At 43.3% G+C, this 24,793-nt stretch carries 19 protein-coding genes and 1 tRNA gene; 9 read left to right on the top strand and 11 right to left on the bottom strand.

Features of this window, described 5'->3' with window-relative positions:
- Positions 1 to 2 precede the first annotated feature (2 nt).
- From NZ875_01410 to NZ875_01390, 5 genes are all read right to left on the bottom strand, one after another.
- Positions 3 to 1,205: an adenylosuccinate synthase gene (locus NZ875_01410; GenBank protein MCS7174395.1), complete on the bottom strand. Its 1,203-nt coding sequence runs from the start codon at positions 1,203 to 1,205 to the stop codon at positions 3 to 5.
- A 5-nt stretch (positions 1,206 to 1,210) separates the two neighbouring features.
- Entirely contained in the window at positions 1,211 to 2,497 is a 1,287-nt protein-coding gene (gene purB, locus NZ875_01405; GenBank protein ID MCS7174394.1) for an adenylosuccinate lyase, read from the bottom strand.
- 5 nt (positions 2,498 to 2,502) lie between these two features.
- Positions 2,503 to 4,134, bottom strand: coding sequence for an arginine--tRNA ligase (gene argS / locus NZ875_01400; protein ID MCS7174393.1), 1,632 nt, complete (start codon positions 4,132 to 4,134; stop codon positions 2,503 to 2,505).
- 10 nt (positions 4,135 to 4,144) lie between these two features.
- A complete protein-coding gene (locus NZ875_01395) occupies positions 4,145 to 5,332 on the bottom strand; it encodes a metallophosphoesterase (protein ID MCS7174392.1) in 1,188 nt (395 codons plus the stop codon).
- A gap of 108 nt (positions 5,333 to 5,440) precedes the next feature.
- Positions 5,441 to 7,480, bottom strand: coding sequence for a methyl-accepting chemotaxis protein (locus NZ875_01390; GenBank protein ID MCS7174391.1), 2,040 nt, complete (start codon positions 7,478 to 7,480; stop codon positions 5,441 to 5,443).
- Positions 7,481 to 7,646: 166 nt separating this feature from the next.
- Between NZ875_01390 and NZ875_01385 the strand changes: the two genes are divergently transcribed.
- From NZ875_01385 to NZ875_01360, 6 genes are all read left to right on the top strand, one after another.
- A tRNA-Val gene (locus NZ875_01385) sits at positions 7,647 to 7,721 on the top strand.
- Positions 7,722 to 7,767: 46 nt separating this feature from the next.
- Entirely contained in the window at positions 7,768 to 8,532 is a 765-nt protein-coding gene (locus NZ875_01380) for an inositol monophosphatase (GenBank protein ID MCS7174390.1), read from the top strand.
- Positions 8,529 to 9,002, top strand: coding sequence for a tRNA (adenosine(37)-N6)-threonylcarbamoyltransferase complex ATPase subunit type 1 TsaE (tsaE, locus tag NZ875_01375; protein MCS7174389.1), 474 nt, complete (start codon positions 8,529 to 8,531; stop codon positions 9,000 to 9,002). Before NZ875_01380 ends, tsaE begins: the two co-directional genes overlap by 4 nt.
- Positions 9,003 to 9,057: 55 nt before the next feature.
- Positions 9,058 to 11,325 carry an endopeptidase La gene (gene lon / locus NZ875_01370; GenBank protein MCS7174388.1) on the top strand — a complete coding sequence of 756 codons (2,268 nt, stop codon included), beginning with the start codon at positions 9,058 to 9,060 and terminating at the stop codon, positions 11,323 to 11,325.
- Positions 11,316 to 11,888 carry a ribosome biogenesis GTP-binding protein YihA/YsxC gene (gene yihA, locus NZ875_01365; protein MCS7174387.1) on the top strand — a complete coding sequence of 191 codons (573 nt, stop codon included), beginning with the start codon at positions 11,316 to 11,318 and terminating at the stop codon, positions 11,886 to 11,888. The genes lon and yihA overlap by 10 nt, the downstream gene beginning before the upstream one ends.
- Positions 11,889 to 12,111: 223 nt before the next feature.
- Complete coding sequence (locus tag NZ875_01360) at positions 12,112 to 13,371, top strand: HD-GYP domain-containing protein (protein MCS7174386.1); 1,260 nt, start codon at positions 12,112 to 12,114, stop codon at positions 13,369 to 13,371.
- On the opposite strand, the gene NZ875_01355 is transcribed toward NZ875_01360, so the two are convergent.
- Positions 13,322 to 13,870 carry a hypothetical protein gene (locus NZ875_01355; protein MCS7174385.1) on the bottom strand — a complete coding sequence of 183 codons (549 nt, stop codon included), beginning with the start codon at positions 13,868 to 13,870 and terminating at the stop codon, positions 13,322 to 13,324. The genes NZ875_01360 and NZ875_01355 overlap by 50 nt on opposite strands.
- 91 nt (positions 13,871 to 13,961) lie before the next feature.
- Between NZ875_01355 and NZ875_01350 the strand changes: the two genes are divergently transcribed.
- Positions 13,962 to 14,921: an aldo/keto reductase gene (locus NZ875_01350; GenBank protein MCS7174384.1), complete on the top strand. Its 960-nt coding sequence runs from the start codon at positions 13,962 to 13,964 to the stop codon at positions 14,919 to 14,921.
- Here NZ875_01350 and hydF read toward each other — a convergent pair.
- From hydF to NZ875_01325, 5 genes are all read right to left on the bottom strand, one after another.
- The gene (gene hydF / locus NZ875_01345) at positions 14,905 to 16,101 is read right to left on the bottom strand and encodes a [FeFe] hydrogenase H-cluster maturation GTPase HydF (protein ID MCS7174383.1); all 1,197 of its coding nucleotides are present in this window, start codon (positions 16,099 to 16,101) and stop codon (positions 14,905 to 14,907) included. The genes NZ875_01350 and hydF overlap by 17 nt on opposite strands.
- Complete coding sequence (hydE, locus tag NZ875_01340) at positions 16,076 to 17,128, bottom strand: [FeFe] hydrogenase H-cluster radical SAM maturase HydE (protein MCS7174382.1); 1,053 nt, start codon at positions 17,126 to 17,128, stop codon at positions 16,076 to 16,078. The genes hydF and hydE overlap by 26 nt, the downstream gene beginning before the upstream one ends.
- Entirely contained in the window at positions 17,076 to 17,264 is a 189-nt protein-coding gene (locus NZ875_01335) for a hypothetical protein (GenBank protein MCS7174381.1), read from the bottom strand. The genes hydE and NZ875_01335 overlap by 53 nt, the downstream gene beginning before the upstream one ends.
- A gap of 79 nt (positions 17,265 to 17,343) precedes the next feature.
- Entirely contained in the window at positions 17,344 to 18,759 is a 1,416-nt protein-coding gene (gene hydG, locus NZ875_01330; GenBank protein MCS7174380.1) for a [FeFe] hydrogenase H-cluster radical SAM maturase HydG, read from the bottom strand.
- Positions 18,760 to 18,771: 12 nt separating this feature from the next.
- Positions 18,772 to 19,017, bottom strand: a complete 246-nt coding sequence (locus NZ875_01325; protein ID MCS7174379.1) for an iron-only hydrogenase system regulator — start codon at positions 19,015 to 19,017, stop codon at positions 18,772 to 18,774.
- 167 nt (positions 19,018 to 19,184) lie between these two features.
- On the opposite strand from NZ875_01325, the gene NZ875_01320 reads away from it, so the two are divergent.
- Together NZ875_01320 and NZ875_01315 are read left to right on the top strand one after the other, a co-directional pair.
- The gene (locus tag NZ875_01320) at positions 19,185 to 20,168 is read left to right on the top strand and encodes a methyltransferase domain-containing protein (protein ID MCS7174378.1); all 984 of its coding nucleotides are present in this window, start codon (positions 19,185 to 19,187) and stop codon (positions 20,166 to 20,168) included.
- Positions 20,165 to 24,778 (top strand): MG2 domain-containing protein, encoded by a 4,614-nt coding sequence (locus NZ875_01315; GenBank protein MCS7174377.1) that lies wholly within the window; start codon positions 20,165 to 20,167, stop codon positions 24,776 to 24,778. The genes NZ875_01320 and NZ875_01315 overlap by 4 nt, the downstream gene beginning before the upstream one ends.
- Positions 24,779 to 24,793: the final 15 nt, after the last annotated feature.

Raw genomic sequence — 24,793 nt, 5'->3', positions numbered from 1 at the left:
CCTCATAGAGCGATGATCTCATCTACTTTGGAACCTGTAGATACATAACTGATTCTGACCCCAACTTCTTGCTCCATTTTCTTGAGAAATTTAGTGAAAGCGCGCGAGTTGATATCTTTCCATCCTTCCATTTCTTCATAAACCGGTTTAACTCTGTGGATGTCCTTCAAATTTTTCAATTCGTGTACTTTGATGCCATCCACTTCGTAAGCAACACACACGGCTATTTTTTCAAAGTTTTTCAGTATATCCGCTTTTGTTACAATCAGTTCATCACAACCGCTCACCTTAACAGCATATCTGAGCAACACAAAATCCAACCAACCACACCGCCTGGGTCTCCCCGTTGTGGCTCCGTACTCGCCGCCGAGTTTTCTGATCCTTTCACCTTCTTCGCCTTTCAGCTCCGTCGGAAACGGTCCCTCACCAACCCTCGTGGTATAGGCTTTCGTTACCCCAATGACTTTGTCGATTTTTATAGGATAACCAAAACCCGATTGAACACCACTACTCGAGCAATTCGTTGACGTTACGAATGGATAAGTTCCAACATCCACATCGAGTAAAACACCTTGAGTACCCTCGAACAACAGGTTTTTGTTTTTCAAATTCTCAAAAGCTTCAACATTATCAATCAACAAGTGTGAGATTCTCTCATAAGCTTCACGAAGATGTTCCAAGACGGTTTCTATGCTCAGTTCAAGGTTCCATAACTTTGCAAGCTCTCTCAACCTCTCTTTAACAGTTTGGTCGTCCTCAAAATCCTCGAGTCTCAAGCCGAAACGCAATGCTCGGTTAGCGTAACAAAGACCTATGCCACGACGCGTAGTGCCAACAGGTTCATTGCGAGCGGCATCGATTCTACCATCCAATTCCCTGTAAAAAGGGAGCACCAAGTGTGATTGTTTACATACTCTCAACAACGTGCTGCTTTCTGGGAACAAGTTGTTCAATTGCTCAAGCTCTCTCAAAAGCACGTCCAAATCGATGACAACACCTACACCGATGTACATGTTCTTTTTGAATCTTCCGTCGGCTGATGGTATCAAGTGATGAACAATTTTGAAATCACCGTAATCAACGGTATGACCGGCATTACTTCCCCCGCAATATCGAACAACACAATCGTAGTAGCGCGAAAGATAGGTCACTATCTTGCCTTTACCTTCGTCTCCCCATTGAAGTCCTATCACTACGGTATTCAACTAGTTCACTCCCCCTCGAATCTCGAGAAAATCTGATCAACCCATTTAAGAAAGTCCCTCGAATCGAAAATCTGCTCCAGTTCTTCCTTGCTCAGAGTGGGTATATTCTGTTCGACCAAGCTTTTGAAATCTCCTTTTGTTTTCCAACATCTCAGGGCTAAAGATTGCACCAAGTCATAAGCTTCGTTTCGTTTCATCCCCTTCTCAACAAGCTTGAGCATCACTTTTTCGGAGTATATCAATCCACGCGTCAGGTTCAAATTCTCCAGCATCTTCTCTTCGTCAACGGAGAGGTTCTGGATCAAATAGTTTGCCTTCACGAGCATATAGTGAAGCGTTTGCGTGATGTCAGGGAAGATGTAGCGTTCTGCAGATGAGTGGGATATATCCCTTTCGTGCCAGAGGTTGTTATTTTCCAAAGCCGTGATCACGAAAGATCTAACTATCCTGGAAAGTCCACATAATCTTTCGCACAGAATTGGATTTTGCTTGTGAGGCATCGCACTGGAGCCTTTCTGCCCTTCTTTGAAAGGTTCTCGCGCTTCGAGTACTTCTGTACGCTGAAGGTGCCTTATTTCAGTCGATATCCTCTCAATACCACTCGCAATCAAAGCGAGTACCATCACTAGCAGTGCATGATGATCTCTGTTAACGATTTGACTTGACACTGGAGTTGGCTTCAAGCCAAGTTTTTTCAAAGCTAATTCTTCTACTTGTGGAGGAACATTTGCATAGTTACCGACAGCACCGCTGATTTTACCAACTTTCGTATGCTCCTTCACCATTTCGAGACGTTCTTGATTCCTCTTCATTTCAGCATACCAGTTTAGAACTTTCAGACCGAAACTGGTTGGTTCAGCGTGTACCCCATGCGTTCTGCCGATAGTTATAGTGTATCTATGCCTATTGGCAAGTCTCCAAAGAGATTTCAGAAGTTTTCGTAATTCTTCGAGCAAGATTTCGCAAGCTTCCACAAGTGCGAGCGAAAGAGCTGTGTCGATCACATCTGAAGATGTGAGGCCGTAGTGGAAATACCTTGCCTCATCTCCCATGTTTTTCGTTGCCATTTTGATGAAAGCGACGATTTCATGGTCCGTCTCGCGTTCGTATTTCTCAAAAAGAGAAAGATCCAACAATGCGTTTGCTCTTGCTCTTTCTGTTGTGTTGGGTGGTATAAAACCGAGCTGTTCATAAGCCTCCATGACAGCGAATTCGACGCTGAGCCATCTTCTAAGATTCGATTCGACAGTCCATAGTTCTTTCATAGGTGACAGCGCATACCTTTCGACCACACTGCTCACATCCTTTCAGGAGTGCTAACTTTAAGCAAAGATAAGCCTTTTCTGAGCACTAACAAGGTCGCATAAGCAAGGTTCAACCTCGCGTTGGACAAACTAGGATTCTCAGGATCGAGTATCAAGCATTTGGTGTAAAAGCTATGAAAATCATAAGCGAGTGCTTCCAAATACTGCGTCAATTTGTTGGGAGACAGTGTTTTTTCGACCTCGTATAGGGTATCCTCAAAAAGATCCAGCCTCCTTATCACGGCAAACTCGGATGGATCTGTGAGCAACTCCAAATCTGAGCCTTTACGAAACTGGACCGATTTGATTTTGGCCTGTTCAAAGAGGCTGCAGATCCTAGCGTGAGCATACTGAACATAGTAAACTGGATTATCCATGCTTTTTGCTTTCGCAAGCTCCAGATCAAAAACCATATGAGTGTTTGGATCTATCATGGCGAAGAAATAACGCGTCGCGTCTTTGCCAACTTCTTCGATTAACTGTCGAAGCGTGATGAATTCGCCTGCTCTCGTCGACATGCGTACGATCTCATTACCACGCTTGAGTGTGACGAATTGGTGGAGTATAACGTTGAAAAATCCATCCTCAATGCCCAAGGCTTTCATCGCCGCGGTCATCCTTGGTATGTGACCGTGGTGATCACTGCCCCATATGTCGTAAACCTTTTCAAAACCTCTCTTGTACTTGTTGAAGTGATAAGCAATATCCGTCAGGAAATATGTATAACTTCCATCTCTCTTGATGAGAACTTTGTCGTCTTCCTCGACGAACTGTGAAACTTTAAGCCAAACAGCACCGTCTTTGTCATAGATGAAACCTTTTTCTCTAAGAATCCTGAGCACATCCTGCACCGTTCCATCTTCTATCAAGCTCGTCTCGGAGAAATAAACATCGAAGGAACAATCCAGCAGAGAAAGATCTTCCTTCATACCTTTCAGTATATTTTGTACAGCATAGAGCTTGAAGAATCTTTCTATCTCGTTATCCCAACGGTTTTTATAAACATCACCAATCTGCCGAACAAGTTCTGCGGCAATGTCTATCAAATATTCTCCTCTGTAACCATCTTCGGGTATCTCCAAATCACTCAAGCCAAGCAATTGGTTGTACCTCACCCACAGAGATCTTGCGAGCAGATTGATTTGTCTTCCGGCATCGTTAATGTACATCTCTCGTATTACTTCGTAGCCGAGCTCCTTGAAAACATTTGAAAGTACATCGCCTATGACTAATTGCCTACCATGTCCGACCGTGTACGGGCCCGTTGGATTTGCACTACCGTACTCAAACTGGATCTTCCCTCGCTTGCTTTTCTCTATTGGATAACCCTCGCTATCTATTATTTTTTTTAAAACGTTTAAATAAGCTTTCTTGCTGAGCTTGAAATTAATGAACCCTGGTTTGGCAACTTCCACGGATTCGAAAATCTCTGATTTTCTCAATATCTCAGCGAGTTGTTGTGCTAGTTCCATGGGAGAACGTTTTGCATGTTTGGCACCGACCAAGGCGGCGTTGGTTGAGAAATCACCAAAACCTTCTGGCGGAACATCAATCTCAAAATGATACGATAGACCTAGGCTTTCCAATGCATTCTGTACCCTTTCACGTACAGCTTTTCTGAGCAAGCACATCACCTCACAAGAATTTGCTCTTACTCGTCTTGTTTTTCACGTTGGTTGTGATTTCGAGATCTCCATCCTTTGAATCTGTGACAACTGCGTAGAACAACTCCGCTTTCTTTTGAAAACCGTACTTCTTTTTGCCGTTCACTTTCTCTACAACGGGTCTCCAAGTACCGCAGTTTATGTAAAATTTGTTCTGCCCATTGACGTGGATTATCCGAAACGAATGATGATGTATGTGTCCAAAGACGACGACGTTCAATTTTGGTAAGTAAACTTTCTCATCGAGATAACCTGTGAGGTCATCGCTACTCAACGTTCTTTCCTTGAAGAGTTTCCTTGCCCTCTTGAAAAGATAATCACTTCGGCGTAAATTTCTGGCCTTCATGACACCTCTAACGAGTAAAGAACCTATGGTTATGCCACCCCATTTGTTGAGAAACAGTTTTGAAAAACATCTCAAGTATGGGAAATTCTTCTTGAGCCAGGTGCGAGCTTCAGCTGTGCGCATCATTTTTAAAAAAGCGGCGATCCAAAGCTCAAGGATATCCACGCTCAGATCGTAAACCTCTAAGACTCTCTCGAACCAATGAAAGACATCCAAACTCGGCCTCACATTGTCATAATCGGCCAAGATTTCTTTTGGTACAAATGATTCGAGATATTCATCGAAGTAGAACATCATGTACCTCACCATGTATTCGCCGAGTGGTGGGATAAGGTTGCCGTCGGAATCTTTCGAAAATTTATTGATCAGATCGAATTGGTTACCATGCATCGCCAAAATGCCGGCATTTTCATCGTAATAGTATGGTACCACTTCACAGCCCATGATGCTCTGAGTTTCATTTTTGAGTTGCTCGTTTGCAAGTAAGTAATAGTCGTGATTACCCACAACGTACACGATTCTGTGTCGCTTGGAAAACTGCCTGAAGCTTTCGAAAAGTTTTGGATGCCTCTTTTCTATCTCAGACAAAGCTTTCCCATCGAGCGAAGTCACAAGAACTTGAAATGGAGCCAAGCCAAAATCTTTAATAACTCTGCTTTCAAGCAATTCGAGGCCATCACCAACGATGACTAGCTCTACATCTGTTTGTACCGAAAAATTGTTGAGCAGCTCTATGAGTTCTTCATCGAACTCGAAATCATCCTTTGCTGAACCGTCCCCTACGTGTAGATCACTGATGAAAATCCGTTTCATCTCGTTTTATCCTCAACTTTCGACGTTCCCTCACAGGGGGATTATACACTAAGCTCAACCAAATGAAAAGCGCCGCAAGCGCGGCGCTTTTTGAATTACATTTCTGATTCACATTTTAAATTTCTCGAGTGATTCTAGAAGCTTGTGTGAAATTTGCCTGAGCTCATCTCCAATCTGTCGAGTCCGCATAACCATTTCAGCTTGTTTTTTGATACTGCGAACCATTTCTTCAATTTGCACAGCCACGTCGGCGATCGATTTCGTTGCTCCATCAACTGCGCTCGCCATCTCCTCGGCAGCTGCACTTTGTTCTTGGGCACTGGCTGCAGTTGATTCAACCATGCTGGTCATGGAATCAACCTCTGAGAGGATATCTTTCAATTTTCTACCGACAGCAGTCGCTTGATTTGCTGCTTCGTCAACAACTTTGGCAGTTTCGCTTGTTTTTTCATCGGCGTCTTTCGCGCCTTGTTGGATTTTTTTGAGGATGTTCGCGATGTTGTCCGTTGCTTGCTTACTCTGTTCTGCAAGTTTTCTTATTTCATCAGCCACAACAGCAAAACCCCGTCCAGCCTCACCAGCTCTAGCAGCTTCGATTGCAGCATTCAAAGCGAGTAAATTCGTTTGCTCAGCGATCGCGTTGATAGTCTCAAGAACCGTTGCCACATTTTTGGCATCTTCCGCCAGCTTACCAACGGTTTGAACTGTCGAGCTGGCCATTTGTTTTGCCATGTTCACGATTTGAATGATCTTTTCAACAGATTGTTCACCCTCTTTTGCGGCTTTCGATACTTTATCAGCTTTTTCACTCAATTGCTGTGCAGACTTTGACACGTTCTGGGCACTCGCCGCAACCTCTTCGACGCCTGAGCCAACCTCTTGCATGGAAGCGGAAACGTTCTGCACGTTTTTGTTCAACTGATCGGCTTTTTCACTGATCTGAGTGGCGAGCTTCTCACTTTCCCTCGCAACGGTCTCAAGCTCGTTGGAAAAGTTGTCGAGTTCAACTGCGGAATTCTTGGTAAGAGCGAGCGAATTTCTCAAAGACTCAGCCATTTTATTCAGCGCTGAAGCTATCTGGAAAGTCTCGTCCCTTGTTTTCACAGTGAACTCAGTTTTCAAATCTCCAGAACCAAATTTCTGAACGGATTGTGCCATGATTTTGATCGGCTTAGATATGCTCTGACCCAGTACAAAAGAAACAACCACGACTGCTACAACTATCACCGCGAGGACCACCAAAACCATCATGATCATCCTGTTGGCTCTCGCGAACAGATCAGATTCAGGTATCGCTAATCCCAAAGTCCAGCCCGGCGTATTTGGGACCGGTGTGAAAGCTAAAAAAAGCCTGCGACCATCCGGTGAGACGATAGTTCCAAAACCAGACTGACCCTTCACCATTTTGGACCCAAGTTCCTCTAATCCCTTGTAACCCGCTTGAGAACTTCTGAGTATGTTGAATTGTCCCACCATCGATTTTTCTGGATGTGCGAGTACCAAGCCGCTGCCGTCGACGATCCAACCGTATCCAACTTCTCCCATCGCGATACGAGAGGTCATCTGCGACAATCTTTCCAAAGCTATCGTGGCGCCGAACACGCCCACAACGTCTCCGTACGAATCGACCACTTTGTGTGCGATGATGAAAACGGGCCGTTTGGTCAACATGGATACGTGGAGTTCACCTATGAAGGAATCTTGCTTTTCTACAATTATTTTTCGGTAAAACTCACGATCCTTCGCTGTGGAAGAAGTGATAGAAGCACTGTCTGTCTCGTACATCAAGCCTTCACGATAATCGGCAACGAAGTATGTGTCATACACCTCTTTTCTTTCCTTCAACTTTCCAGACAGTTGCAGAATGATTGAATAGAGAGTGCCAGAAACGATGTCTTTTTGTTGGAGTATCTTTATTGCTACCATGCTTTCCAGACCCATAGCGATGGATTTGAGTTCAAAGGATCGTCCACTCAACCATTCAGACACCATTCGAGCGTTTCCATCAACAACTTCTAGTGCTAGTTCCTGAGTGAGAGGGAGTACAGTGCTCTTTGTTTGAAAATAAATAAACAATCCTAAAATCGCTAAAAGAGCCATAGTTGTTGTTAAAAACCAAAGCAGTATTCTTGATCGTATGGATTTCATAAAAAACACCTCCATTTATAATCGTAAAAGTTTTTTTCCGCCAAATTATATCATAACCTTTAAGTTGACCCTTTCAGGTTATAAAAAGTTTATCATGAACCGAGTACCGAATGCACTCAAAAAAAGACTTGCAAGCAGAAGCTCGTTATGATATATTGTATATGTGGGGTGCGTAGCTCAGTGGGAGAGCGCTTCCTTGACGAGGAAGAGGTCGTAGGTTCAATCCCTGCCGCACCCACCAACGGGGTCCTGATGGACCCCTTATTCTTTCATGGGAGGCGATCTTGTTGGATAGACTCGATTTCTCTATAAAACTTGTTCGGAGAGTGGGATTGTATTTGCTGCAACATTGGGGAAACGCTTTGAACGTAAGAGAGAAGACCTCTTTTCAAGATATCGTTAGCGATTGCGACAAGCATGCTCAGCAAATAATCGTAAATGATATTCAGAAACACTTTCCAAACGAAGCGATACTCGCTGAAGAAGACCATTTTGAAATTGGAAAAAAACTTTGGATCGTTGATCCTATAGACGGTACCATGAACTTCGTGCACGGATTACCATCCTTCGGAGTGGGAATAGCTTACGCAGAGAACAATCAGATCCTCTTTGGAGTCGTTCACGATCCCGTGCTGAATGAAACTTTCTATGCGCTCAAAAACCAAGGTGCTTACAAGAACGGTGAGAAAATCGAAGTGTCTTCGAACGCTTCATTGAAAGAATCCATAGGGAATGTTGGTTTCTATGTGGGTTTCACGGGACATTTCATCAACGCTATAGAAAAGCACGTCAGAAGAATGCGAATGATGGGAAGTGCCGTGTTGGCAGCTTCTTATGTTGCATGTGGACGCTTCGATTTTTTCGTTGCAAAGCGTGCAAACGCGTGGGACGTAGCACCAGTTCTACTGATAGTTCCCGAAGCTGGAGGATGTGTAACCGATCTGAAGGGTAAACCTGCGAACCTGTCGAGTGGAGGATACCTCTTCAGCAACGGTAAAGTTCATTCCGAAGTTTTAAAAATGATAGAGAAAGCTGAAGAAAGTGCAAGATGAGAAAGTTTCTTGGCTGTTTTGATGAAAAAACGTTTGCCAAATTCGCACAAATATTCTCATCCTTTGTTCGACCAGGTATGGTGGTCTTACTCATCGGGGAACTTGGAACCGGTAAAACCACCTTCGTGAAACAGTGCGCGACTGGCTTGGGAATAGATCCAAATCGAGTGAGGAGTCCAACCTTCTCATTGATCAACGTTTATGAAGGTGACGTTAAAATTTTTCACGTTGATCTATATCGATTGAACAAAGATTTAGAAGTTGTAATGGAAATCGAAGAAATTATCGAACGCAAAGATAGCGTGATCTTCGTTGAATGGGCTGACAGACTCCAAAGTTTCTGGATTGGTTGGGAAATCAAATTGATGTTCGATTTCTGCGACGCAGGGAGAACCATCACAATTGAGTCAGAAAACGAACAGCTTATATCACAGTTGCAGGAGAGGTGGTCAGAATTTGCGCAAGTTTGAAAAGCTTGAAAAATTGGCAAGAGAAACCGCAGAAGAAAAATCCATCCCCACAACAATGCCTCTCATCAAGCTCGTCAATGGTCCTGTCATATTCCCACAAACGATGGTACCAGTTCATATCACTTCCGATGAAATTTTGACGGCACTCGAAGCTTCTGTTGAGTCTTATGACAAATACATCTTTGCAATTTTTCACGACGAAAATTTCGCAAACGACCAGAAGGCATCGTTGAATATAGGTACAGTATGTAACATCCTGCAAGCCGTTCAACTCCCAGACGGGAGTTTCAGGGTGTTGCTTGAAGGTAAAATACGCGCGAGAATAAAAAATCTCATTCAAGGACAATCAACTCTGGTTGAAGTGAACCTGCTGAAATCCAAATACAAAAAGACTAAGAAGATCGAAGCACTCATGAGAACCGTTCGTGACAATTTCCTTAAATACGCTCACTATACACAGAGATATTCTCCTGAGATGATAGAAAGCATTCTACGCGTAGACGATGCAGATAAGTTCTCAGATTTGGTAGCTTCTCTCATAATGATCACTAACGAGCAAAAACAGCAGCTACTGGATGAAACCCATCCTTCCAAAAGGCTTGAAAAAATCTTGGAGATCTTGATACGAGAAAATGAGCTTCTCGAAATAGAACGAGAGCTCGACAGTAAAGTCAGAAAAAGAATAGAAGAAACTCAAAAAGAGTTCTTCCTGAGAGAAAAATTGAAAGCCATAAGTGAAGAGCTAGGTGAGAAAGAAAATGAAGCAGTACAATTTAGGCAAAAGATAGCTTCACTCAAACTTCCCCCACACGTCGAGCAGAAGGCTCTCATTGAAATTCAAAGGCTGGAAAGAATGTCACCTTATTCAGCCGAAGCAACGGTAGTGAGGACTTACTTGGACTGGATCCTGAACCTCCCATGGCAAACCACGACTGAGGAAAGTGACGATCTATCCCATGCCAAACTCGTGCTTGAGAAGAGTCATTTTGGCTTGAAGGAAGCAAAGCAAAGAATTCTTGAATTTCTCGCAGTCAGAAAACGAAGCAAAAATATCAGAGCACCGATACTGTGTTTGATTGGTCCACCTGGAGTTGGCAAAACTTCTCTTGCTCGTGCCGTAGCACAAGCACTCAACAGAAGGTTCGTTAGAATGTCTCTAGGAGGATTGAGAGACGAAGCAGAGATCAAAGGGCACAGAAGAACGTACATTGGGGCAATGCCTGGTAGGATCATGCAACTCATTAGATCTGCACAATGTAAAAACCCTGTCATGCTCCTGGATGAAATAGACAAACTCGCCGTGAGTTTTCAAGGCGATCCAGCAGCTGCACTGTTAGAAGTTCTCGATCCTGAGCAGAATAAAGAATTTGTCGATCACTACATAGAACTTCCTTTTGATCTTTCACAAGTTCTCTTTATAACGACAGCAAACGTCGCTCACACGATTCCACCAGCACTCTTAGATAGAATGGAGGTCATAGAAATAGAAAGCTACACTGAACAGGAAAAATTCATTATAGCGAAGAATCATATCTTACCAAAGATTCTGAAAGAGCACGCACTCGATAATGATGTTTTCTCCATCAGTGATACCGCGATAGTGAAGATCATAAGATCATACACACGAGAGGCTGGTGTTAGACAATTAACAAGGAATTTAGAGAAAATAATTCGTTCAGCCATACTCAGTCTCGAAGAAAGGCAAAAAAAGTTTTCTGTGGGTGTTCGCACGTTAAAAAACATACTTGGTCCTGAGAGGAACGGAAATTTTGAACTGCTCCTCGAACCAGAGGTAGGGGCCGTTCAAGGTTTGGCTTGGACGGAGTACGGAGGAACCGTTGTTCTAGTGGAATGTGCTTTACTACCAGGTAAAGGGGAACTGATACTCACTGGTAGGCTTGGAGAAACTATGAGAGAGTCCGCTAGAATAGCGCTGAGTGTGGCGAGAGCCTTTTGTGGTTGGGAAAAGAAAGATTCGTTCGAGCTCAACGACATTCACATAAATGTACCCGAGGGGGCCGTTCCAAAGGATGGTCCGTCGGCTGGCGTGACGATGGCAGTCGCCATCATCTCAAGCGCGCTTGGAAAGAAAGTAAGGAACGACACTGCCATGACTGGAGAAATCACCCTGCGTGGCAAGGTATTGACCGTCGGTGGTATTAAAGAAAAAATCCTTGCGGCTCACAGATACCACATCAAACGAATTTTGATACCAAAAACCAACGAGAAAGAATTGCTAAAACTTCCAAAGGAAGTGTTGAATGACCTTGAAATATTGCTGATAGACAACATAGAACAAGCGGTGAGAGAATCATGTTTATAAAAGACGTTCGCTTTTTATTGAGCGTTCACAGAATCGAGCAATTTCCAGAGCCTCTTCAAGGTGAAGTTTGCTTCGCTGGAAGATCCAACGTGGGCAAATCGACACTTTTGAACGTTTTGTCCAGAAAGAAACTCGCTAGAGTGAGTAAAATGCCGGGCAAAACGAGGACCATCAATTTCTACGTGGTGAATGAAAAATACTACTTTGTGGACCTTCCTGGTTATGGATTTGCTCTGGTTTCGAGGCACGAAAGACAACAGTGGAAGAAACTCATTGAAAGTTATTTTTCACTCAGAAAAGATTACATCAAGCTGAGCGTACTTCTCGTTGACAGTCGACTTCCCGTTCAAGAAAGTGATAAAATCTTCGTTGAATATTGCAAGTATTACGGTTTGAAATCACTCATTGTTCTAAGTAAAACTGACAAGTTGAGCGATCACATGGTGAAAAAAGTGGTACAATACTTTTCAGATGAATTTAGGAGCGAAGTCATAGCCTATTCAGCTGTAACAAAAAGGGGAGTCAACGAAATCGTTGAAAAAATAGCGAATGCTTTAGAGTGAAGAAAACACCTGCCGGGGCTACCCCCTTAGCGGAGGATTAGCGGAGCCAGTCGATATAAAAAGACTGGGATGAGGGGGGATAGCCATGAAAAAATTGTGGAAAGTGTTACTCATCGCCGGTAGTTTCTTGGCAATGTTGATCTCCGCAGTTGGTAACATCGAAGTTTGGTGAGGCAATGGTAGGCGGGTTGAAACCCCGGCAGGAACGAGCGGAGTTGATCAGGTGAGAAGATCTTTTCTCATATATTCGTTGTTGCTTTTTGCACTCTATTTGATCTTCCTGATAGTTCTGTTTCGAGTGAGCTCCACAAGATTGAATTGGACCTTCTTTTTGTTCCTCGCTACAGGTCTTGCTTCTGAAGTTATTGGCTTTAGAGTGCAGACTAACACGAAACCTCAAGTGAGACTGACTGGTGGCATGCTTGTGAATGTATTCGCAGCGGTGGTTCTTCGTAATATCCTTGCCGTCATTATTGCCTCCTTCTCCGTGATTTTTTCTGGGTTGTTCTTAGTGAAAAGCAAGCGTTTTACGAGTTATCTTTTCAATGTATCACAGATAGGATTGAGCACGTCTCTAGTGGTATGGATGTACAATGTTTTTAAGACAGAGAACATTGTTGCTAACATGTGGCTCGTTCTTCTTTTGGGATTTTTTTACATGCTTTTGAACGCTGTTCAATCAACATTTGCAATATATTTCAATGCCAACACCAGCATCCTTGGGAGCCTCAAACTCGCGATTCGTTCTCCACTCTTGAGCGCGACTCTCATGCTCCCACTCGCTGCCGTTTCTTATTTACTTTATGAGTTAGCCGGAATTTCTGCGATACCTTTGGTTTTTGCAATACTCGCTGCCGTGCAGATCGGAAATATGTTTAGAAACGAGTATGAGCAATCAAAGCTGGATAAGCTTAAACTCATGGTGAAGAGCCTTGAAATGAGAGATTCATACACCAGTGGTCACAGCGAGAGAGCCTCCCAACTCGCTTATGATATAGGAAAAACTCTGGGGCTCAGTGAAAGACTGTGCGAGAGAATCAAAATGGCATGCATGCTACACGATGTCGGTAAGATTGGCATACCTGATTACATACTCGGAAAGCCTGAAAAACTTTCAGATGTCGAATTCGATATCATCAAAACACACTCGGTGAAGTCTGAAGAGTTACTCAAAAGCGTGAAGGGTTTGAAAGAGGAAGCCAAATGGGTGAGACACCATCATGAAAGATGGGATGGTTTAGGTTATCCAGACAATTTAGCTGGGGAGGAAATCCCATTACCTTCCAGGATCATCGCTATAGCGGATATATACGAAGCTCTCACGAGTGACAGACCTTACCGGAAGGCTTATACGAAACAGGAAGCAATTGAGATGATCAAACAAATGAGTGGAACTGTTCTCGATCCAAAAGTGGTGGATGCTTTCCTCAAAGTTATTGATGCAGACCATTCCGGAAGCGGAAGAGAGAAAGTACAAGGTTAACTTCACCTACACCGATGTTTAGCTCCTTCGCGATCTGTTGCTCACTTTTACCTTCTTGATACATCAATAAAATTTTTCTCTCTATTGATGTTTCGGATGTTTCTGCATCCTCCTGATTGTTTTTCACAAGTTCAACCGTCTTTTGAAGTTCCTCCGTTTGATCTTGTGATGCTTGCCGAACGCTTTGAACTTCATCCTTTTCAGTTTCACTGAAAGAATTCATCAATTCCGTCTCACGAACGCACAATTGACTGTAAAGAGAGTTGGCTTGCTTGATGAGCTTTCTCAGTTCTTCCATTTTCCTGTCCAGCATCTGCAACCTGACCGCAGACATATGCCGGAACTGGCCCATAAGTTCCAATATTCTCTCTTCAAACTTTTCATATTCTTCATCCAAACGAGTCTTTCTACGCAGCATCTGACTCAAGAATATCCCCCAGGCAAAAGCGAGAGTGGCTACTGTGGACAACACAACTAACCAATAAACAACGTCAAACAAAGCTTCACCTCCAGCATGTTTTAACTTTACACCTTGATTGTATACTTTAATTGTACGATTCTTTGATTCTAAAAAGTGAGGAGGTTTTTGCATGGAATACAGGAAAGTTGGAAAATGGGGGCTGAAAATCAGTGAACTTTCCTTGGGAAGCTGGATCACGTTCGGAAACCAGCTCGATCTCGAATCAGCGAAGACTCTTGTCAAGAAGGCTTTCGATAGTGGTGTGAATTTCTTCGATACGGCGGAAGCATACGCTGGCGGTATAGCAGAATCCATGCTCGGAGAGATATTCAAATCTTTCAGAAGATCCGATTTGGTTATATCAACAAAAATTTTCTGGGGTGGCAATGGCCCTAACGATAGAGGACTCTCCAGGAAACATCTTTTGGAAGGTACCTGGGCGTCATTGAAGCGCCTTCAACTCAATTACGTTGATATACTGTACTGTCACAGGCCTGATCCTGAAGTACCCATGGAAGAAATTGTCTGGACAATGGATCAGATACTCAGAGCAGGCCTCGCGCTGTATTGGGGTACATCCGAATGGAGTGCAGAGCAAATAGAATCGGCACAAGAAACAGCAAAAAGGCTCAACTGTATTCCTCCGATCGTTGAGCAACCACAATACAATCTGTTGGTGAGAAACAGGGTGGAAAAAGAATACGCACCTCTTTACGAAAAATATGGTATGGGCCTAACAACTTTTAGTCCCCTCGCATCGGGGTTACTGAGTGGTAAGTATCTAGAGGGTATCCCAGTTGATTCTCGCCTCGCAAAATACGAATTTTTGAAAAAAAGATTCGAAGAGACCGGTTTACTGAGTGAGAAAACGTTCTCGAAACTGCTGAAGCTCAGAGATTTGGCAAAAGAACTTGGTTGCACACTCGCTCAACTCTCAATCGCGTGGATTTTGAAAAATAAGAACGTTTCTAGCGTCATATTGGGTGTTTCAAAACCAGAACAGTTCGACGAAAACATCAAATCAGTAGAAATCAAAGAAAAACTAACGGAGGATGTAATGAAACAGATTGAAACTATACTTGCTTCCTAAGGATAGGTTCCAGGACTCTGTCCAAGACATTGTGAAGGCGAGATATCAACATACCGTAGTTCACAACGGGTAAAGTTAATCTTTTCGCCAACTTCATGCGCCTCATGAACGCAGATTTATTCAGTACACATCCACCACAATGGATCATCAACTTGCAGTTTGAAAGTTCCTCGAGATCGGGAAATTCCTTTCCAGCGAAGAACTTGTAGTTAAGGTCGAGTCCCAACTTTTCCTTGATCCATCTTGGTATTTTCACCCTTCCTATATCATCACACGTTGGAACATGCGAGCAAGCTTCCACCACCGCTACAGTATCCCCATCTTTCAATCTTTCAAGCGCCTCTAACCCCTCCAGGAATTGTCTCAAATCGCCTTTACTAACAGATTCGAGGATGGAGAAAGTGGTCAAGGGTATGTTTCTTGGTACGACTTTTTCCACTCTCATGATCGCTTGAGAATCGGTCACAACTAAATCGACTTTGAAGTTCAACTTTTCCAAAGCATTTATAAGTTCTGTATCTCTTGTGACGACAGCTGTACCGGCGTGATCAATTATCTCTCTTATCGCTTCAACCTGCGGCATGATGAGCCTGCCTTTGGGTGCCGCCGTATCTATAGGCACGACGAGAACCACGGTTTTGTGATCCCCCATCAAATGGGCAACCATCGTGCTGGATTCCTCATTCGGTAAGACTTTGCTGAGTGAATCGATTAAAGTTTGTATGTTTCTCCTCTCTTTGGCTGAAACCTCGACAATGGGAACACAAAAACCCTCATATAAACTCGCTACTTTGTTCTTCAAATCAACTTTGTTGACAGCTATAACAAATGGTATTTCAAGCTGTTTCAACAGCTCTACAGCGAAATGTTCATGCTCAGTTGGTTGATCATCGACAACGAGGATCGCTGCATCCGCACGATACAGAGATCTTTTTGCTCTCTCAACCCTTTTCTCACCTAAGAAACCCTCATCGTCAATTCCCGGTGTGTCTATGAATGTTACTGGGCCAAGCGGATGCAATTCAAGCGTTTTGTACACTGGATCTGTCGTAGTACCAGGCACCTCACTGACGATCGCCACATCTTGGCCGACGATAGCGTTGATCAGGGAAGATTTGCCAACGTTTCGCCTTCCCACAATGGCTATGTACTTCCTAAAGCCCGCATGAGGAACGTTCATAGATTTTCCTCCTATATCCAAAATCTTCACTCACCCTATAACCGGTGTTCTCCACCAACTTTCTCGTGCACTGACCGCAAGCTGTGTCATTCTCGAAGATACATATTTTGTTTGGATACAGTGCGTACTGAGCACGATAAGGCGAAGGAGTGAAATTAGGCATGATAACGTTAGCGCCACACTTCAAAGCGAGCTGTCTCCCCTGAGGATGTATGGTCCCCAACGCTGTTGTTGCGGGAATATTTGCATCCGGTAAAAACAATCTTGTAAGTGATATCAGTTTCAAAGTCTTGATGAGATCTCCAGCTTTTGAGTTTCCAAGAGGGGTACCCGGATGAGGTATGAATGGACCTATTCCAACCATATCTGCATCGAGCTGGTATACGAACAAAACATCTTTCGCCAACGAAAGATCAGTTTGATCTGGTAATCCAACCATGGAACCAGCACCCGTTTCGTAACCAAGTCTTTTGAGCTGTTTCAAGTGTTCCACTCTCGATTGGAATGAATCGTTAGGATGAAGTCTTGCGTAAAGTTCCTCATCGGCAGTCTCATGCCTCATCAAATATCTGTCGGCACCGGCCTCTTTCCAAATCCTGTACTCTTCAAAATCCCTCTCACCTATGCTCAAAGTTATAGCAACGTTCAATTTTTTAATCCTTTCTATGAGATCTGCTATCATTTGCTTTGTGTAATACGGATCCTCTCCAGACTGGAGCACGATCGTTTTAATGTTCATGCTTGCTATGATCTTGGCTCTTTCATAGATCTCTTCAAGACTCATTCTGTAACGTTCAACGTTTTTATTTGAGGCTCTAATACCACAATAGAGGCAATCATTCCTGCAGTAATTCGAAAACTCAATGATACCTCTCAAAAACACTTCATCACCCAAATACTTTCTTCTCACTTCATCAGCGAGAGAGAATAACTGTTCGTTCAGTTCTTCGTTACTGATTATCCACGCTACCTCTTCAACTGTTACCGCTTCCGGATGTCTTAAAATCTTTTGTAAAACCCCGAACACATTCGATCACCTTCGCACACAACTCTTTCAGCTCATTGCAAAGTTCTTCACTCTCCACAAAGACGATATATCGCTCATCTTCAAAAACTACGGTAGGTTCTATGTATTTTTCTTCACCAGCCTTCAAACCGCGCACGTGAGAAATTCGTTTCCCCATTTTCTCACAAACCCAGATTTTGCAATCGAATCGTTGGGCTATCATCCTCAGCAATTCTTCACAGTCTGACATCACGTTCTCCTGTTTCTAAACGAACCAAGAGTTTTTCCAATATCTTTTTTCTTTCGGGTGGCATTCTATCCAATTCATTTTTGATCAACTCTTCGCCGATCTTTTTAGTCTCTTCAGAAGCGTAATCGAGTAAGTACTCCTTGAACGTCAAAATAGCATTTGGAGTGCAAAATTCCCTCACAAAGCCAGGTATCGCGAATTCCATGAAGTGTTGGCCTGTCCTTCCAGCCCGATAGCACGCCGTACAGAAAGAAGGGATATGACCGTTCTGCGAGAGCTCTTTTATTACTTCGTCCAAACTCCTAGTGTCCCCGAGGATGAACTGACTCTTTTTTACGATCTCGGGATCTTGTTGAGAGTAAGAACCGACACCAATGCTCGATCCAGCATCAATTTGAGAAACTCCAAGTTTCAGTCCCTCACGTCTTACCTCTGGGCGTTCCCGAGCGGTCAGTATGAGACCCGTGTATGGCACGGACAACCTTATGATAGCTATCACACGCTTGAAAGCCTCATCACTCACAGGATGAGGAGGAGTTTCAGCGAGAGGAGTGTTGAATGCAGGCTCAACCCTAGGAAAAGATATCGTGTGTGGTCCGACACCGAATCTTTCTTCAAGGTGCTTAGTATGATACATCAACCCCATAACCTCAAACTTCCAATCGTACAGGCCAAACAGAGCTCCTATACCTACATCGTCTATCCCAGCAACCATCGCTCTGTCCAAACCAAACAACCTGTAAACGTATGAAGATTTCGGACCGCTTGGATGCAACTTTTTGTACGTCGGAAGATGGTACGTCTCTTGAAAAATTTGAAAGGTTCCAATGCCAACTTCTTTAATGATCTTGTACCCTTCCACCGTTTGTGGAGCTGCGTTCACATTCACACGTCTTATCTGACCTGTACCGTTTTTGTAGCTGTAGATCCTCTCTATAGTTCTAGCTATGAACTTCGGCGAGTACATAGGATGCTCTCCAAAGACCACTATCAATCTTTTATGACCCTTCGAAGTGAGTGCGTAAAGCTCGGCTTCAAGTTCTTCATCGCTTAAAGTTTTCCTCACAACAGCCGTGTTCTCCGTTCTGAATCCACAGTACTGACAGTTGTTTACACACCAATTACCGATGTACAAGGGCGCGAAAAGTACAATTCTATTACCATAGATTTCTTCTTTCAACCTTCGAGCGGCATTCACTATGAGATCCACTTGTTCTGGCTTATCTGCATTCAACAAAACTGCTGTTTCTTCAGGACTGAGCCTTTCTTTCTGCAGAGCTTTGTTGACAATGATTTCAACCTTCTTGTTCTCAGGATTTCTTGTTTTCTCAAGCAATTCTTCTATCTTCTGATGAGGTATAAAAGATTCTTCTTCCTTGATCTTTTTCAACAGCGTGAACATTGAGATACCACCTCACTTTATGACCGTGCTCTTCACACGCACGCTCTTGATCTGTCCCAGTTTACCCGTCAAGCTACCTACCTCGTCATTAGTGGCTTTCACGACCAACAAAATGATCGCTATATTCTCTTCTGGCACGGGATAGCCCACCCTCAGTCTTATGAGGTCGGCAAAATCGTGTAAAAGTTCATTGACAGGTTTGTAAGCTGTTTGCCTATCTTCAACTATGATGTTCACTATGTACAAACGCTCCAAAATGAAAACCCCCTCTCTCGAACACCGAGAAAGGGGGTTAATTGTGCACGTGTTCTCCCCTTCCTCGGTGTCAGATTGAACATCCTTCACCTCAGAAGGTTGTTCTAATTTTATTTTAACACCACAAATGGTAAAATTCAATTAACAGAAATCAAAAAGAAGGCATTTTTATGGATTGGCAAAGTTACCTTGCAAGACAAATCTCTTCCATGGGACACTTCCCAGAACGCGTGATCGAAGCGTTCACCAAAGTGCCACGCGAATTGTTCAGTGAATATTATTATCCCCTAGAGATCGTCTACTCAGATGATGTGATAGTGACTTCGAAGAATGGGAGCGAATATACCACTTCGAGCCAACCTTCACTCATGGCCCTCTTTATGACTTCTGTCGGTTTGAAACAAGGATCCAAAGTTCTCGAGATAGGTTCTGGCACGGGTTACAACGCTTGTGTCATGGCACATGTAGTTGGAAGAGATGGCCTTGTGGTGGGGATCGAATTCAATAGGCGCTTCTTTGAGAAAGCAGTCGAAAGCGCTTCAAAACTTGGTCTTGATAACGTTATTTTCGTGAATGATGATGGGTACTATGGCTTTGAAAAGTTCGCACCTTACGACGCTGTAGTGGTCACGGTTGCTGTAGAGAGGATATCGCCACGATGGATAGATCAAATCAAGCTGGGAGGGAAGATAGTCGCTCCCATACACATATACACCGTTGAAAGGCAACCTGCATTCGTGTTCGAAAAAGCAGAAAGCATCATGGCGAAGCACCTTGTGGAGACCAGATTCATAAAAGCGAAAGGATTACTTGGAAACCTCAATGAGATCAACCTGAAGAAGCTCGAAAGGCTCGAAAGTCTGTACACCAAACCAACGAGCTTTTTGGAATTACACTCGAGTCAGTACGAAGCTATAAGTGTTTTCCACCTCGCGAGCTGGGCACTGTGTGAGAAGAACGGCTTCATCTATCTTGTAGAAGACGAAGGCTTCGCACGGTGGAAAGGTGGCTGGGAGATTTTTGGAAAATCAAATTTGACAAGACAAATTGCTGAAAATTGGTCTAATACCTGCTTTACCCCCATGACGCTTTTAACTTTCATCTACGACCATGGAATGAATTTCGAAAGACTAGAAAGGTGGGATGAACCGTGAAGAAATTTTCCTTTTTCTTCTTGATATTCGTGCTGGCAGCCACGATCTCCGCAAATTATGCCTTCTTCAACAGCTCAGGCTTGATGATGAAGGGACAGGAGTTGAGTTTCACAGTCTATGGGAAAGATCTTAAAGCTGTTACACTGATCATTCGGGAGGTAAAAGATGACAGTGCCTTGTTGTCCAAGCTTATGGGTGATGAGAAAGAAATCGGTTCGTACCTCGGAGCAATCGTTGTGCGTAGGACTTATACACCCACGAAAGATTGGGAAACTTTCTCTCTCAAATTGGATAGATTGGGTCTGTATCATGCGAGTTTGACAAGTCGAGATGAGCAAGGAAGAGAGGTTCTGTTGGATGAAACTTTTTTGGTCGTGACTGACATGGGAGCGATTTATTTCACAGATGATGAGAGAACGATCCTTTGTGTACTGAGACAAGATGGTGGCTTTGTCTCGGGTGCAAAAGTTCTTTTTTACAGAGATTCAAAGCTCGTTTTTGAAACTCAAACTGACTCAAGGGGATTAGCTATCTGTGAAGTTTCGTGTGACTTTTTTTACGTTAAGAAGGGAACTTGTACGTTCGGTGAGATTTATTTTCCTTATAAGGAGGAATACGCAGATGAAAAACTTTTTCTGATCACGGATCGACCCGTATACAAACCTAACGACTCAGTTCGATTCCGTGGCCAGCTGTTCAACAAGCATGGCAATTTTTACAGAGCACTTGGAAATAGCTCAGTTTCAGTGATCGTGAAAGATCCCAAAGATAATGAAATCTACAAAAAATTTTTAGTGACCGATGAACTAGGGGGATTCTTCGATGAATTCAAACTCCCACAAACAGCGAGTGTCGGTATCTATGATATCACGATCCTTCATGCTGATAAATCGTACTACAACTCTTTCATCGTGGAAGAATACAGAAAGCCAGAATATAAAATCTCGATCCAAACCCCAGAAGAGCCCCTGTTTTCGGGTAAAACTTTACGCTTAGAAATCTCTGTACGTTATTTCAACGAACAGCCTGTCGCGCGTGCGCAAGTTGCTTATTATGTTCATGCGAAACCCATCTACGAAGAACCTTTTTTGGCCTATAGAGGTTTAGATTTCACTGATGAAGAGGGTAAATTGATAGTGGAAATCAAAACCGAGGAAGGTTTCGATGGATACTATACGATAGAAGCCATAGCTACCGATGAGAGTCAACGTCAAGTGGAAGAAACTGAGTCCGTGCGAGTGTGGCCAGACGATGTGAAGATAGAACTCGAACAAGATGAGATATGGACCAGCCCAGGAGAATCACTGAAAATAAGCGTTTCTGTGATGAGAGTATCTGGTGAACCGATCGACGGTGAGTTGAAGATCAAAGTCGATGCAACTCAGCAAAGCGCTAAAGTCGTGAACGGCAAAGCTGAATTCACTTTCTCTCCTTCACAATCAAAGACGTACCAAATTGAACTAGCGTTTGGCAAAGCGAAGCGAAAACTTCAAATCCACGCTTATGGAAAAGGATACAAACCCAGTGAACTGACTTTACTTTGTTCCGAAAGAACCGTTCAACCAGGTCAAATGGTCCTGTTGAATGTGATATCGGCTCATCGCGCAACGGGCTTACTCACCTTAATTGCAGAAAAAATTTATGAAGTTATACCTATTGATCTCATTGGTACCGCTTCGATCACCTTACAAGTACCTGAGAACGTGGTCGAGAGAAATCTGTTCATTGTTTTTCTGGGATTTGAGAACGGTAGACAAGTAGAAAAAAATCAAACCATCTCCGTGAAACGTCAGATCAACTTCTCCAAGCTCAAAATCTCCTTTGACAAGCTTCAGTATGAACCAGGTGAAATGGCTACTTTATCGATCGAAGGAGAAGCGGACAACGCTTGCTTAGCATTGATCGATGAAGCGATCTATGCAATGTTGAAACAAGCTCCTCCAAACCTTGAAGAGTTCTTATACCCTGAAAACCTTTATCCTTCTGTCTCTTATGGTTTCGCACACACTTGGAAGCTTTACTCTTTGAGAGACACGATTTATGCTCGATTGGTTTCAAAGGAAACCTCCTTCGAGAATTTCAAGAAGAACGCGGTGATGGAGAAGATCAATGTGAGGGAGTATTTTCCTGATACTGCCCTGTGGATTCCTTCTTTACGTTTAGAGCGAGGATATGCAGTATTGCAATTCAAGGTTCCAGACAGCATAACTACTTTTCGCGCAACCGTGTATGGATTCTCGCCTCAGCTTTTTTCACAAGGCTTTGGTTCCATGATCGTGAGTAAGTCTTTCTATGTCAGACCTCATCTACCATCCTTTTTCAGAGAGAATGATTTGCTGCAGATAGGTGCAACCGTTTTCAATCAGACGAATGAACCGTTGGAAACAAGGTATTGGCTGGAAATCCCTAAAACTTTAAGATTGATTGAACCAGAGGCCTCAAAAGAAGTGCACATTCCACCGAATTCATCGATCACGCAAAAATGGTTTGTTCGAACGGTTCAGCCTTCGGATCCATCCACGATCACCTTCTACGCAGTTTCAAAGTTGACAGATGCGGTGGCTTTGAATGTACCAATAAAGCCTTTCGCTTTCGAGAGGGAATATTACTTCTTGGAAAAAGTCAACGGTATCAAGAACTTCAGGTTACCAGAAGGGGAATATATCCAAGCGAAATTAAAAGTTTTGACGAGCATCGTGCCTATTGTCAAGGAAAGTATAGAAAAACTCATCCATTATCCGTACGGTTGTACCGAGCAAACCATGAGCAGTTTCTTTCCCGCAGTCATTGCTACGAGGTTGGGATTAGATTTTCCTGAACTTGAAGAGATCGTCCAGAAAGGTTTGGTGAGGCTGTACAATTATCAGCATTCTGATGGAGGTTGGGGTTGGTGGGAAAAGGATGAAAGCCATCAACTGATGAGTGCTTACGTGATGGAGGGTTTATACCACGCAGTCAGAGCAGGCTACGAAGTGTCAAGAGCAACCCTTGAAAGAGGCATCGATTATCTCAAGAGCAATCTTACAGGGTACGGCGCCTATGTTCTCCATCTATATGGAGTGAAATGTGAATTTGAACCGAAGGACGATATAGACTTCGTTTTCGATGCATTAGTATCGAGAAACTCACTGCAGAAAGCCATAAACCTTTTGAAGCAAACTGACAGGATGGCTTATTTACAACTAGATTATCAAGATCAATTCATAAGTGATGTTCAGCTCTGTGGAATTCTGCTGAGGGCCATACTTAAATGGGAAAAGGATTCACCCATCGTTGGAAAACTGATCAACTATCTAATGAGCAAGAAGGATGGCTACTTCTGGTACTCTACTAAAGACACTTCTTATTCGATTCTTGCCCTACTCGAAGCATTACCTCAGTTCGATAGACCCAACATCTCGGTGAAAAACAACGACAAAAGTTTCTATTTCGATACCGAAGCCGAGATTTCTCTCGACAAGGGTTCACTCGAGATCGAAGGTGAAGGATTGGTCGAGGTACATGTGGTTTATCTCGATCGCCCAGCTTTCGCGGTAAGCGAGGGATTGAAGATCAACAGGCGTATTTATAAACGCTATGAACTTTACTTAGAGGAAGACAAACAACTCATTGATGCATTCATTCCATTGGATGCACATTTAGCACCGGTTCGTATCAAAAGGATGGAACCTGAAAAAACCGTGCTGTACGTATCTGCTTTTGAATACGAAGAGCCAAGGAAATTCGAATATGGTGGTGTGAGATTTTCAATTCGATCAAACCAACTCGAATTGTTCAATTCGAACTATAATTTTGAGAAATTGATCGCATCTTCCGATTTCATTGTGGCAAAACTCGAAAACAACACCGCGTTGGTTTGTGATGTCAAAAGCAAAATCATCATGATCTATCAAGACGTGAAAGATGTGACGGTCGTTGGTTCGAACATCGCTTTTCTCAGGGGAAAAGGCCTTTGGTTGAACAACGTTTTTCTTGCATCACTGCCAGAAGAAGCAGAAGAATTGATTTGTTCTAACAAAGAAATCCTACTGAAAAGTAAAGACAGCTCGTACTGGTTTAAAGAAGGTTCTTTTGTGGAGCTTCCGTTCGTTGCACGGATTGTTCACCAGTGGGACGGAAAACGTTTGGTGGCAGATGGTGTGAAATTTTCTGGAAACGATTCGTACATCGGAGATGGGACTTTCGAAATCATGTTTGCGGATGAAACAGTGAAACTTGAGGCTGGAAGTATAGCAAAAACTGTTTTGAAACTCGACAAAAACGGAGGCCAGTATCTCGTCGTTGAAGATTTCTTCGCCTCCTGCGCGCAAGTGATAACGAACTATCGTGAGAAAAATTTTGGCTCAGCATATTTGAAGTTTGACTACGGTTGGTACAGACCTTGGGATGTTTGGTATTCTGCACGTGAATTGCACGAAGATAGGATTGCGTTTTTCGCGACGTTCTGCAGTGGTGACACTTTCAGTTACGTTTGGAGGGCTACTGGAAATGGAATTTATCATCTTCTTCCGGCGAGAGCTTTTTCGATGTATAAACAGGGTTTGTACGCTCATTCTGATCCTTGTGTGCTTCACATCGGGATGGACAGCGAAGATTTGGAGCATCGGTGATCTTCCCTTGGCAGG

Source organism: Pseudothermotoga sp., assembly GCA_025060105.1.
GTDB lineage: Bacteria > Thermotogota > Thermotogae > Thermotogales > DSM-5069 > Pseudothermotoga_A.
The sequence above is the reverse complement of the archived record's forward strand: the minus strand, read 5'-3'. Positions and strand labels throughout refer to the sequence as shown.